A 12,471-nucleotide genomic window follows, 5' to 3' on the forward strand; every position below is an offset into this window, starting at 1 on the left:
GATGCAGCAATGCGGGATCGTTGTGAATTCGTTTTTGACCAAGGCGGGGTTCGGGGCGCCGGAATCTGCGCCATCTGCAGCACCATCTGCCGCGCCAGCCGCCGCCCGGCCGACGACCGCGGCGGACTAGCCGACGCCCACCAGCGTGGCGATCACCTCGCGCCGATGCGGACGCAGCCGATGCTCCCACAGGTACACGCCCTGCCAGGTGCCCAGGGCCAAGCGTCCGCCGCGAACGGGCACGCCCAGGCTGACGCAGGTCAGCGCGCTGCGCACGTGGGCCGGCATGTCGTCCGGGCCCTCGGCATCGTGCGCATACAGGCGATCGCCGTCCGGCACCAGCCGCGCGAAAAAGCGCTGCAGGTCGCCGTGCACGTCGGGATCCGCGTTCTCGGTAATGAGCAGCGAACAGCTGGTATGCCGCACGAAGACGTTCAGCAGGCCGTCGCGCACGCCGCTGGCGGCGCAGAAGGCGCGCAGTTCGGGCGTGAGGTCCATGAAGGCACGGCCCGGCGTGTCGACCCGGATCTCGTGCTGGGAAAAATGCGTGGCGGGCGAGGATTTCATGGCGTCATGCTATCGCTGCCGGGCCGGGAACGAGCGGGCGGTCCGGGCACGTGCCCGCGCCGCCCGCTCGACCCTCATCAGGCCACCGCCACGGGGATCTTGCCGATGCGGGCCTGCCATTCCTTCGGACCGGTGTTGTGGACCGATGTGCCTTCGGCATCGACGGCCACCGTCACCGGCATGTCCTTCACGTCGAACTCGTAGATCGCTTCCATGCCCAGGTCTTCGAACGCCAGCACCTTGGCGGTGCGGATAGCCTTGGACACCAGGTAGGCGGCGCCGCCCACGGCCATCAGGTAGGCCGACTTGTGCTTGCGGATGGCGTCGATGGCGACGGGACCGCGCTCGGACTTGCCGATCATCGAGATCAGGCCGGTCTGCGCCAGCATCATCTCGGTGAACTTGTCCATGCGGGTGGCCGTGGTGGGACCGGCCGGGCCGACCACCTCGTCGCGCACCGGATCGACCGGGCCCACGTAGTAGATGACGCGGTTGGTGAAGTCCACAGGCAGTTTCTCGCCCTTGGCCAGCATGTCCTGGATGCGCTTGTGCGCGGCATCGCGGCCGGTAAGCATCTTGCCCGACAGCAGCAGGGTCTGGCCCGGCTTCCAGCTGGCCACTTCCTCGCGCGTCAGCGTGTCCAGGTTGACCTGCTTCGACTTGTTGTAGTCGGGCGCCCAGTGCACTTCGGGCCACTCGGACAATGCGGGAGGATCGAGGCGCGCGGGGCCCGAGCCGTCCAGCTCGAAGTGCGCGTGGCGCGTGGCGGCGCAGTTGGGAATCATGGCCACGGGCTTGGAGGCCGCGTGCGTGGGGAATGTGCTGATCTTCACGTCCAGCACGGTGGTGAGACCGCCCAGGCCCTGCGCGCCGATGCCCAGCGCGTTGACCTTTTCATACAGCTCGATGCGCAGCTCTTCCAGCTTGTTCTGCGGGCCGCGCGCCAGCAGCTCGTACATGTCGATGTCTTCCATCAGCGACTGCTTGGCCATCAGCATGGCCTTCTCGGCCGTGCCGCCGACGCCGATGCCCAGCATGCCCGGCGGGCACCAGCCCGCGCCCATGGTGGGCACCGTCTTCAGCACCCAGTCGACCAGGGAGTCGCTGGGATTCAGCATGACGAACTTCGACTTGTTCTCGGAACCACCGCCCTTCGAGGCGATCTGCACGTCGACCTTGGCGCCGGGCACCAGCTCGACGTGCAGGATACAGGGGGTGTTGTCGCGGGTGTTCTTGCGCGCGAACAGCGGATCGTCCAGCACCGAGGCGCGCAGCGGATTGTCCGGGTTCAGGTAGCCGCGGCGCACGCCCTCGTCACAGACCTCCTGCAGGCTGCGCTTGGTGTCGAAGCGCACGTCCATGCCCACCTTCAGGAACACGTTGACGATGCCGGTGTCCTGGCACAGCGGACGCTTGCCCTCGGCGCACATGCGCGAGTTGGTCAGGATCTGCGCCATGGCGTCGCGCGCCGCGGGGCTTTCCTCGCGCTCGTAGGCACGCGCCAGATGACGGATGTAGTCGACGGGATGGTAGTAGCTGATGAACTGGATGCCGTCCGCGATGGACTGGATCAGGTCTTCTTCTTTGATGAGCGTGGTCATGATGGGAAAGCGGCACGGAATGCCGCCGGTTTCGCTGATGAGTAGGGAGAAGAGAGAAGTTCGGAAAGATGGCGAGGGGTGCCCGCGCCGGCGGGCGCACCCCGCAATCATAAATCGGGCGGGGGTGCGCTGCCCGGGCGGCTCGCGCTACGGCGGGGCGGCGCGGTTGTGGTGCGCCCCTTTTATTTGCCCTGCCAGACAGGCTTGCGCTTCTCGGCGAACGCGGTGGCCCCTTCCTTGGCGTCGGCCGAGGTGAAGATGTGGGCGATCAGCGGACGCTGGCGGTCGAACATGGTGTCCTGTTCCCAGTCGCCGGCCTGCGCCACGATGGACTTGGCGGTCTGCACGGCCAGCGGGCCGTTCTCGACGATGACCCGCGCCAGTTCGCGCGCGGCCTCGAGCGCCTTGCCCGGCTCGGCCAGGCGATTGACCAGCCCCAGGGCATGGGCGCGCTGGGCCTCGAACATGTCGCCGGTCAGCACGATCTCCATGGCCACGTGATACGGCAGGCGGCGCGGCAGGCGCATCATGCCGCCCGAACCGGCCACCAGGCCGCGCTTGACCTCGGGCAGGCCGAACTTGGCGTTGCTGGCCGCCACGATGAGGTCGGCCGCCAACGCCATTTCGCAGCCACCGGCCAACGCATAGCCCTCCACGGCCGCGATGAGCGGTTTTTTCGGCGGGCGCTCGTTCAGGCCCGCGAACCCGCGGCCGGGAATCAGCGGCCGCTGTCCGCTTTGCGCGAAAGCCTTCAGGTCCATGCCCGACGAGAACGTGCCGCCCGCCCCGGTCAGGATGCCGATGCGCACGTCGCCGTTGGCGTCCATCTGGTCGAAAGCCGCCGCCAGGGCCTGGGCGGTTTCCAGGTTGATGGCGTTCTTGGCCTCGGGCCGGTTGATCGTGATGGTCTGGATGCCGTCGGCGATTTCCACCTTCACCAGGTCGGACATGCTGTTGCTCCTCTGAGGGCGGGCCGGCACGCGAGCCCGCGGATAGGTATATGGGACTGCCCAGGTGGAATGATACGCCGCGTGGGTGCGCGGACGAGCGGTGCCCGGGGCTGGCAACTCGGCATCCGGGGCAAGGCAGCCAGCGCGCAGGCACCGCGGGCCGGTTCAGTGCGACGCGGTGCCGGGCGGAGTCTGGCCGAACAGCTGTTCGATGGACGTGGCCTCGAACAGGTTCAGGGTCCAGGCCGAGAGCACGTCGGCCGGCGCATTCTGCAGCGTGTCGCGAGCAGCCGGGGACAGCGCGCCGAAGCGGTGGACGACCTGCCGTTCCAGGACTTCACGGAGGGCATGTACCCGGCCTTGTTCGATTCCTTGCTCGATACCTCGCTCGATTCCTTGCTCGATACCTTGCTCGATCCCCCGCTCGATACCGCGTTCGATGCCTTCTTCCCTGCCCTCGTCGCGCGCAGCCTTGAGTTCAGCCTGGTGATCCATCCGCGCCATCTCTCGCAGCATGGCGCGGATGCGCAGTTCTTCGTCGGAACACATCGATTCGAGATGGAAGAGCGCTTCGCGGACGGGAGGGTGAGTGATCTGGTTCATGACTTCCTCGTTGAGGTTGTGGCGCAGGCAGGCCACCCACGCCTGGAATTGAGGCGAGCCGGTGGCGAGCATGTCTGCCTTGGGCAGTTCGACGAGATGCCAATGCAGCTCGTTGCCAAATTCTATGGACGGGCGCCGCGCATCGCGCACACTGAAGTGCCAATCAGCCTGGTCCGACGCGCCGGCGTCCCAATTCTGTCCCAGCAGACTGATGCCTATGGACGGCCGCAGCTCTTCATACCCCTGCCCGGCCCGCAATTGCCCGGCCAGGCCGCGCGCCACGTAGTACACATTGCGCGCCGGCCAATGCGCCTGCCAGCGTGCCTGCATCTCGACCACGTACAGGCCGCCCTCCGTATCCTGCGCCAGGATGTCGAACTCGACACGCTTGCCGGCAGGATCGTCGGCCAGCACGTGCGGATTCAGGATGCGCGCGATCGCGATGGGCGGCGCCGGATGGCGCACCGCATTGATCAGATCCGACAGCAAGTGCGGCCAGCGGGAGAACAGCGCCTTGAATACCAGATCGTTGGACAGGGCCAGGCGCGGAAGCGTGGCCGGAAGGCGGGCGGACAACGGAGACACGATGGCGGCTTTCCTGGCGAGATACGGAAGCGCGACTCTAGCAACGCCGTCCGCGCAGCGAAATTGGGCGGATTTGTCCCACCCGCCGGCTCTCCCGCGCATCCGCGGCACCCTGCGAGGTTTACGGCAAGAGCGGGCCAGGCAAATCCGACGCGGGCAGTTAAAATGCCGAGTTCCCAAAAAAGCCCGGGCGCCTGCGACCCGGCCCGCCTACAAGCCTTCTATGCTCACCTTTCAGCAAATCATCCTCACGCTCCAGGACTACTGGGACAAGCAAGGCTGCGCCCTGCTGCAGCCCTACGACATGGAAGTCGGCGCGGGTACGTCGCACACCGCCACGTTCCTGCGCGCCATCGGCCCCGAGCCCTGGCGCGCCGCCTATGTGCAGCCCTCGCGCCGCCCCAAGGACGGCCGCTACGGCGAGAACCCCAACCGCCTGCAGCACTACTACCAGTACCAGGTTGTGCTCAAGCCCGCGCCGCCCGAGATCCTCGAGCTGTACATCGGCTCGCTCAAGGCGCTGGGCATCGATCCGGCGCAGCACGACATCCGATTCGTCGAGGACGACTGGGAAAACCCCACGCTGGGCGCGTGGGGCCTGGGCTGGGAGGTCTGGCTCAACGGCATGGAAATCACGCAGTTCACGTATTTCCAGCAGGTCGGCGGCCTGGATTGCAACCCGACCACCGGCGAAATCACCTACGGCCTGGAACGCCTGGCCATGTACCTGCAGGACGTGAAAAGCGTCTACGACCTGGTCTGGACCGAAGGCGCCGGCGGCAAGCGCGTGCTGTACCGCGACGTGTTCCACCAGAACGAATTCGAACAGTCCACCTACAATTTCGAGCACTCTTCGGCCGACATGCTGTTTGCCCATTTCAATGACTACGAGGCCGAGGCCAAGCGCCTGATGGACGTGCCGCTGGCCCTGCCGGCATACGAAGCCGCCCTCAAGGCCGCCCATACCTTCAACATGCTGGACGCGCGCGGCGCGATCAGCGTCACCGAGCGCGCCGCCTACATCGGCCGCATCCGCAACCTGTCGCGCAGCGTGGCGCAGGCCTACTACGATTCGCGCGAGCGTCTGGGCTTCCCCATGCTGCAGCGTACGAACGTGGAGGCGCAATGATGAGCCCCGTCCGCCCCCTGCTGGTCGAACTGCTTACCGAGGAACTGCCGCCCAAAGCCCTGAACAGGCTGGGCCAGGCCTTTGCCGAAGGCGTGCGCGCCGGCCTGGCCAGACATGGCCTGCTGGCCGACGGCTGCCAGGCCGAGGCCTATGCCACGCCGCGCCGGCTGGCGGTGCGTCTGCCGGCCGTGCTGGCCCAGGCCCCCGACCAGGCCTACGCCGAAAAGCTGATGCCCGTGAAGGTCGGCCTGGCCGCCGATGGCTCGGCCACGCCGGCGCTGGCGAAGAAACTGGCCGCCAAGGGCCTCGAGAACATCGACCTGTCCACGCTGGAACGCGAGTCCGACGGCAAGCAGGAATACCTGGTCGCGCGCGGCACCGCCCCCGGCCTGGCCCTGGCCGATGGCTTGCAAGAGGCCCTGGACGCGGCCATCGATGGCCTGCCCATCCCCAAGGTGATGCGCTATCAGCTCGACGACGGCGTCACCAGCGTCAAGTTCGTGCGCCCCGCCCACGCCCTGACCGCGCTGCACGGCGGCGACATCGTGCCGGTGCGCGCGCTGGGTCTGTCGGCCGGCCGCTATACCATGGGCCACCGCTTCATGAGCAGCGGCGCCATCGACATCCCCGACTCCGACTCGTACGTGTCCGCCCTGGCCGAGCGGGGCCGCGTCATCGCCTCCTTCGAGGGCCGCCGCGCCGAGATCTCGCGCCAGCTGGACCAACATGCGGCGCGCCTGGGCGCGACGCTGGGCGACGATCCCGAAGTCGCCGCCCTGCTCGACGAAGTGACCGCGCTGGTCGAACATCCCACCGTCTACGTGGGCGAGTTCGAAGAGCAGTTCCTGCAGGTGCCGCAGGAATGCCTGATCCTCACCATGCGCCTGAACCAGAAGTACTTCCCGCTGTTCGATCCGGCCAGCGGCAAGCTCACGCACCGCTTCCTCATCGTCAGCAACATGCAGGTGGCCGACCCGGTCAACATCGTGGAAGGCAACCAGCGCGTGGTGCGTCCGCGGCTGGCCGATGCGCAGTTCTTCTTCCAGACCGACCGCAAGACGCCGCTGGCCTCGCGCGTCGACCAGTTGGGCAGCATCGTCTATCACAACAAGCTGGGCACGCAGCTCGAGCGCGTGCAGCGCGTGCGCGCCATCGCGCGCGGCGTGGCCCAGGCGCTGGGCGCCGACCAGAATGCCGCCGACCGCGCCGCCCTGCTGGCCAAGGCCGACCTGGGCAGCAACATGGTGGGCGAGTTCCCCGAGCTGCAGGGCATCATGGGCGCCTACTATGCCGCCGGCGACGGCGAGCCGGCCGACGTGGTCCAGGCGCTGCGCGTGCAATACCGCAACCGCTGCGACGCCCCGGTCACGCGCGACACCCTTACCGCGGCGGTGCTGTTCATCGCCGAACGCGCCGAGACGCTGGTCGGCATCTGGGCCATCGGCCTGGCGCCCACCGGCGAACGCGATCCCTTCGGCCTGCGCCGCGCCGCGCTGGGCCTGATCAGCGCGTTCGAGCAACTGGCCGCCGGCGGCTGGCTGAAGATCGATGCCGACGGTCCGCTGTCGCTGGACGGGCTGCTGGCCCTGACCGCCGGCGCCTTCCCCGAAGGCAAGATCCCGGCCGAGACCATCGGCGAGGTTCGCGCGTTCATCTACGAACGCTATCGCAACCAGCTCATCGCCGACGCCGACCGCAACGCGGTCGAGGCGGTCATCGCGCTGGCGCCGCCGCTGCACCAGGTGGCCGAACGCGTGCGCGCGGTGGCCGCGTTCGCCGGCATGCCCGAGGCGGCCAGCCTGGCTGCCGCCAACAAGCGCATCGGCAACCTGCTGAAGAAGGCGGAAGGCGACATCGGCCAGGTCGACCTGGCCCGCCTGGTCGAGCCGGCCGAAAAAGCCCTGGCCGATGCCGTGGCGGGGCTGCGCCCCGAAGCCGAGGCCCAGGCCGCGGCCGGCGACTTCGCGGCCAGCCTGCGCACGCTCGCGCGGCTGCGCGAGCCCGTCGATGCGTTCTTCGCCGACGTGATGGTCATGGCCGACGATCCCGCGGTGCGAGCCAACCGCCTGGCCCTGCTGGGCCAGCTGCACGGCCTGATGAACCGCGTGGCCGACATTTCCAGGCTGGCACAGTGAAACTCGTCATTCTCGACCGCGACGGCGTCATCAACCAGGACAGCGATGCCTTCGTCAAGACGCCCGACGAGTGGATCGCGCTGCCCGGCAGCGTGCAGGCCATCGCGCGCCTGACGCAGGCCGACTGGACCGTGGTGGTCGCCACCAACCAGTCCGGCCTGGCGCGCGGACTGTTCGACATGGCCGCGCTCAACGCCATCCACGCCAAGCTGCACCACGAGGTGGCTCAGGCGGGCGGCAGCGTGGACGCCATCTTCCTGTGCCCGCATGGGCCCAATGACGGCTGCTCGTGCCGCAAGCCTCTGCCGGGCATGTACCACGACATCGCGCGGCGCTACGACGTCGAACTGGCCGGCGTGCCCGCGCTGGGGGATTCGCTGCGCGACCTGCAGGCGGCCGCCGCGGCGGGCTGCTCGCCGTGGCTGACGCTTACCGGCAACGGCCGCAGGACGCTGGACAAGGGCGGCCTGCCGCCCGGCACCCAGGTCTGCGACGACCTGGCCGCCTTCGCCGATCTGCTGCTGCGGGACGCCGCATGAAAGAATCCCCCTCCGCATCGCGCCCGCCGTCGCAGGACGGCCAGGACGCCTCCCTCGTGGCATGGCTGCGCTCTTTCCTCTACGCCGTGTTCCTGACGGTCACGGTCATTCCGTACGCTTTCGCCTGCATCCTCTGGGCGCCGCTGCCGCTGCACGCGCGCTATCGTCTCACCATCGGCTGGCCGCGCCTGGCGATCTGGGGGGCGCGCGTCATCTGCGGCATCCGCTGGCAGATCAAGGGCGCGCAAAACTTGCCCGACGGGCCCGCGATCCTGTTGTCCAAGCACCAGTCGGCCTGGGAAACGCTGTTCTTTCCCGCCCACATGCCGCGCGAAGTGTGCTTCGTGTACAAGAAAGAGCTGCATCGGGTGCCGTTTTTCGGCTGGGGCCTGGCCCTGCTGCGCATGATCCCCATCGACCGCGCGCGGGGCCGCGACGCTTTCGACCAGGTCGCGCGCCAGGGCCGCGGGCGCCTCGAGGAAGGCCGCTGGCCCCTGTTGTTCCCCGAAGGCACGCGCGTGCCGCCGGGACAGATCGGCCGGTTCAAGACGGGCGGCGCGCGGCTGGCCTGCGTGACGGGCGCGCCGGTCATCCCCATTGCGCTGAATGCAGGCGAATGCTGGCGCCGCAACGCCTTCGTCAAGCGGCCGGGCCTGATCACGGTGTCCGTGGGTCCCGCGATAGAATCACAGGGCCTCTCCCCCGAAGAACTGAATGCCAAGGTGCAAGCCTGGATCGAAGGGGAGATGCGCGTCCTGAACCCCGAGAGATATGGCCAGATCTGATCAGCTCGAGCTGTCGTTCGACTTCGGGCGCCCCGACGGGCCGCCTACAGCGGACGACGGCGCGCCACCGCTGATCGCCCGTCCCGCGCCGCCGCAGGCGCCGCCCGCCGCGCGTCCCGCGCCGGGCCTGGTCCCTCCCCCGCCTTCTGCTCCGCCCGTCACCGCCACGCAGGTGCCCACGCCGCGCCCCGAGCCGCTGCCCGAAGGCGCGCGCTGGCGCGAAGTGGCCACGCCCCAGCAGGTCATCGGCTTCGTGCTGCTGCGCTCGCGTCGGCGCACCATCGGGTTCGTCATCGCCGACGACGGCCTGCGCGTCACCGCGCCGAACTGGGTGACGCTGAGCCAGGTCGACGATGCCGTGCGCGAGAAGGCGCGGTGGATCCTCGCCAAGCTGCGCGACTGGCATGCGCGCAGGCAGCAACTGGCCATGACCGACACGCGCTGGCAGGACGGCGGCGAGCTGCCCTACCTGGGCAAGCGCATCGTGCTGCGCCTGGCGGCCGACCGGCGCCAGACCAGCCTGGAAGGCGACGCCGCGGCTCCGCACGATGGCGCGGTGCTGTGGCTGCCGCTGCCCGCGGACGCCGACCAGTCGCGCGTGCGCGATGCCGCCCAGGCGTGGCTGCAGCAGCGCGCGGGGGACTGGTTCGGCGCGCGCCTGGGCCACTTCCTGCAGGCCACCGGCCTGACCATCCGCCGCTGGCGCCTGTCGTCGGCGGCCACGCGCTGGGGCTCGTGCACCAGCGACGGCAACATCATGCTCAACTGGCGCCTGATCCACTTCGCGCCGGCCATCATCGACTACGTCATCGCGCACGAACTCGCGCACCTGCGCGAGATGAACCACAGCCGCGATTTCTGGGCCGAGGTCGGCAACATCCTGCCCGGCTTCGAAGACGCGAAGAACCAGCTGCGCCGCCACGACCCGGCCTCGCTGCCGCAGTTCTGAAAACGCCCGGGCAGGCCGCCCCGCGCTGACGAAACTGGTTGCACACCGTTGCTCCACCCGCGCGCCGAGCCGATATAGTCCAGTGGACATGGATAGCGCGGGGCCGGCAGGCCTGCACGGACAAGCATGGAAGCAGTACTCGATGCGACTCAATGGGTGGCCATGGCGGTCACCATCGTGGCGGCTTATCTGGTCGCATCCCGCACCAGAATCCGGCGCCACGCGGGATTCTGGATTTTCGTGGTCAGCAACGTGCTGTGGATCATCTGGGGCATCTATGCCGCGGCCTACGCGCTGGTGGTGCTGCAGCTGTTTCTCGGCGTGACCAACGTACGCGGCCTGTGGAAGACGCGCGCGGCGGCCGCGACGACGTAGTGCGCCCCGGCTTTCTTGCTACGATGACGGCTTTGGCCGTAGATCGGTACCGAGGAAACACATCATGCGCCTGTTGCATACCATGCTGCGCGTCGGCAACCTGGACCATTCCATCGACTTCTACACCAACGTCCTGGGCATGCGCGTCCTGCGGCGCAAGGACTACCCCGACGGCAAGTTCACGCTGGCCTTCGTGGGCTACCAGGATGAAAGCGAAGGCGCCGTCATCGAGCTGACCCACAACTGGGACACCGACAAGTACGAACTGGGCAACGGCTATGGCCACATCGCGCTCGAAGTCGAGGATGCCTACGAGGCCTGTGCCAAGGTCAAGGAAAAGGGCGGCAAGGTCACGCGCGAGGCGGGGCCGATGAAGCACGGCAGCACCGTCATCGCCTTCGTCGAAGACCCGGACGGCTACAAGATCGAGTTCATCCAGAAAAGCGGCCGCCAGGACTGAGCCGGCGATGATCCACCCCATCCTGAAAATGGGCGACCCGCGGCTGCTGCGTGTGGCCGCGCCGGTCACCGAGTTCGGCACCGCGGCGCTGGATGAACTGATCCGCGACATGTTCGAGACCATGGCGCACGCCCGCGGCGTGGGCCTGGCGGCGCCGCAGATCGGCGTGGACCTGCAGTTGGTCATCTTCGGCTTCGACCGGAACGAGCGCTATCCCGACGCGCCGGCGGTGCCGCTGACGGTGCTGTGCAACCCGGTCATCACCCCGCTTTCGGATGAAATGGAAGATGGGTGGGAGGGCTGCCTGTCGGTGCCCGGCCTGCGCGGCGTCGTGCCGCGCCACCGCCGCATCCGCTACACAGGCCAGGACCCGCAGGGCGCGCCCATCGACCGCGAGGCGGAGGGCTTCCATGCCCGCGTCGTGCAGCACGAATGCGACCACCTGATCGGCCGCCTGTATCCCTCGCGCATCCAGGACTACTCCCGGTTCGGGTTCACGGAAATCCTCTTTCCCGGCATGGACCCGAACCAGGACGACTAGTCCCTCATGCTGAACAGACTCTGGCTGGCGTTCTTCGTGGTCGCCGCGGCCGCCGGCCTGGTGCGCTGGATCGGCGGCGGCGATGCCGACGTCTTCAGGCACATCGTGGCCGCGTTGTTCGACATGGCGCGCGTCTCGGTGGAAGTCATGGTGCTGCTGTTCGGCACGCTCACCATGTGGCTGGGCTTTCTGCGCATCGCCGAGGCGGCCGGCCTGGTCGAGCGGCTGGCCAGGCTGCTGGGCCCGCTGTTCGCGCGCCTCATGCCCGAGGTGCCGCGCGGCCACCCCGCCATCGGCCTGATCACGCTGAACTTCGCCGCCAACGGCCTGGGCCTGGACAATGCGGCCACGCCCATCGGGCTGCGCGCCATGCGCGAGCTGCAAAGCCTGAACCCCACCCCTGAAAGCGCCACCAACGCCCAGATCCTGTTCCTGGTGCTGAACGCGTCGTCGCTGACGCTGCTGCCCGTCACGCTGTTCATGTTCCGCGCGCAGCAGGGCGCGGCCGATCCCACGCTGGTGTTCCTGCCCATCCTGCTGGCCACCAGCGCCAGCACGCTGGTCGGCCTGCTTGCCGTGGCCGCTTGCCAGCGCCTGCGGCTGCACGACCCCGTCGCGCTGGCCTGGCTGGGCGGCGCGGCGCTGGTGCTGGGCGGCTTCATGGCGCTGCTGGCGGGCATGACGGCCAGCGCCATCGCCGCGCTGTCCTCGTTGCTGGGCAACCTGACGCTGTTCGGCGTGCTGCTGGCCTTCCTGCTGGTCGGCGCCTGGAAGAAGGTGCCCGTCTACGAGAAATTCATCGAAGGCGCCAAGGAGGGCTTCGACGTCGCTCGCGGCCTGTTGCCCTATCTGGTCGCGATGCTGTGCGCGGTGGGCGTGTTGCGCGCCTCGGGCGCCCTGGATTTCGCGCTGGACGGCATACGCTGGCTGGCGCATGCCGCGGGCTGGGACACCCGCTTCGTGGATGCCCTGCCCACCGCGCTGGTCAAGCCGTTCTCCGGCAGCGCGGCCCGCGCCATGATGCTGGAAACCATGACCCACTACGGCGTGGACAGCTTCCCTGCCCTGCTTGCCGCGGTGATGCAGGGCAGCACCGAAACCACCTTCTACGTGCTGGCCGTGTACTTCGGCTCGGTCGGCATCATACGCACCCGGCATGCGGTGGGCTGCGCGCTGCTGGCCGACCTGGCCGGCGTGCTGGCCTCGATCGGCGTGTGCTACTGGTTCTTCGGCTAGGACCTGTTAACGCTAA

13 protein-coding genes are annotated in these 12,471 nt (G+C 68.4%); 9 read left to right on the top strand and 4 right to left on the bottom strand.

Annotated elements, in window-relative coordinates; translation table 11 throughout:
* Positions 1–126 precede the first annotated feature (126 nt).
* The 4 genes from CAL15_RS19495 to CAL15_RS19510 form a co-directional block, all read right to left on the bottom strand.
* Positions 127–567: a secondary thiamine-phosphate synthase enzyme YjbQ gene (locus CAL15_RS19495; RefSeq protein WP_086080009.1), complete on the bottom strand. Its 441-nt coding sequence runs from the start codon at positions 565–567 to the stop codon at positions 127–129.
* Positions 568–644: 77 nt separating this feature from the next.
* Positions 645–2,168 (bottom strand): fumarate hydratase, encoded by a 1,524-nt coding sequence (locus tag CAL15_RS19500; RefSeq protein ID WP_086080010.1) that lies wholly within the window; start codon positions 2,166–2,168, stop codon positions 645–647.
* Positions 2,169–2,350: 182 nt separating this feature from the next.
* Positions 2,351–3,118 carry a crotonase/enoyl-CoA hydratase family protein gene (locus CAL15_RS19505; RefSeq protein WP_086080011.1) on the bottom strand — a complete coding sequence of 256 codons (768 nt, stop codon included), beginning with the start codon at positions 3,116–3,118 and terminating at the stop codon, positions 2,351–2,353.
* 165 nt (positions 3,119–3,283) lie between these two features.
* Entirely contained in the window at positions 3,284–4,306 is a 1,023-nt protein-coding gene (locus tag CAL15_RS19510) for an Rpn family recombination-promoting nuclease/putative transposase (protein ID WP_157666693.1), read from the bottom strand.
* 223 nt (positions 4,307–4,529) lie between these two features.
* Between CAL15_RS19510 and glyQ the strand changes: the two genes are divergently transcribed.
* From glyQ to CAL15_RS19555, 9 genes are all read left to right on the top strand, one after another.
* Positions 4,530–5,435, top strand: coding sequence for a glycine--tRNA ligase subunit alpha (glyQ, locus tag CAL15_RS19515; protein WP_086080013.1), 906 nt, complete (start codon positions 4,530–4,532; stop codon positions 5,433–5,435).
* Positions 5,432–7,570, top strand: coding sequence for a glycine--tRNA ligase subunit beta (gene glyS / locus CAL15_RS19520; protein WP_086080014.1), 2,139 nt, complete (start codon positions 5,432–5,434; stop codon positions 7,568–7,570). The genes glyQ and glyS overlap by 4 nt, the downstream gene beginning before the upstream one ends.
* Positions 7,567–8,109, top strand: coding sequence for a D-glycero-beta-D-manno-heptose 1,7-bisphosphate 7-phosphatase (gene gmhB / locus CAL15_RS19525; RefSeq protein WP_086080015.1), 543 nt, complete (start codon positions 7,567–7,569; stop codon positions 8,107–8,109). The genes glyS and gmhB overlap by 4 nt, the downstream gene beginning before the upstream one ends.
* Positions 8,110–8,165: 56 nt before the next feature.
* Complete coding sequence (locus tag CAL15_RS19530; RefSeq protein ID WP_086081192.1) at positions 8,166–8,894, top strand: lysophospholipid acyltransferase family protein; 729 nt, start codon at positions 8,166–8,168, stop codon at positions 8,892–8,894.
* Positions 8,881–9,843, top strand: a complete 963-nt coding sequence (locus CAL15_RS19535) for a M48 family metallopeptidase (RefSeq protein ID WP_086080016.1) — start codon at positions 8,881–8,883, stop codon at positions 9,841–9,843. The genes CAL15_RS19530 and CAL15_RS19535 overlap by 14 nt, the downstream gene beginning before the upstream one ends.
* A 126-nt stretch (positions 9,844–9,969) precedes the next feature.
* Entirely contained in the window at positions 9,970–10,218 is a 249-nt protein-coding gene (locus tag CAL15_RS19540) for a hypothetical protein (protein WP_086080017.1), read from the top strand.
* Between the two features lie 64 nt (positions 10,219–10,282).
* Complete coding sequence (gene gloA / locus CAL15_RS19545; RefSeq protein WP_086080018.1) at positions 10,283–10,678, top strand: lactoylglutathione lyase; 396 nt, start codon at positions 10,283–10,285, stop codon at positions 10,676–10,678.
* A gap of 7 nt (positions 10,679–10,685) precedes the next feature.
* Positions 10,686–11,219 (top strand): peptide deformylase, encoded by a 534-nt coding sequence (gene def / locus CAL15_RS19550; protein ID WP_086080019.1) that lies wholly within the window; start codon positions 10,686–10,688, stop codon positions 11,217–11,219.
* 6 nt (positions 11,220–11,225) lie between these two features.
* A complete protein-coding gene (locus tag CAL15_RS19555; RefSeq protein WP_086080020.1) occupies positions 11,226–12,455 on the top strand; it encodes a nucleoside recognition domain-containing protein in 1,230 nt (409 codons plus the stop codon).
* The last annotated feature ends 16 nt before the right edge of the window (positions 12,456–12,471 follow it).

Origin of the sequence: Bordetella genomosp. 13, assembly GCF_002119665.1 — a bacterium.
Taxonomy (GTDB): domain Bacteria; phylum Pseudomonadota; class Gammaproteobacteria; order Burkholderiales; family Burkholderiaceae_B; genus Bordetella.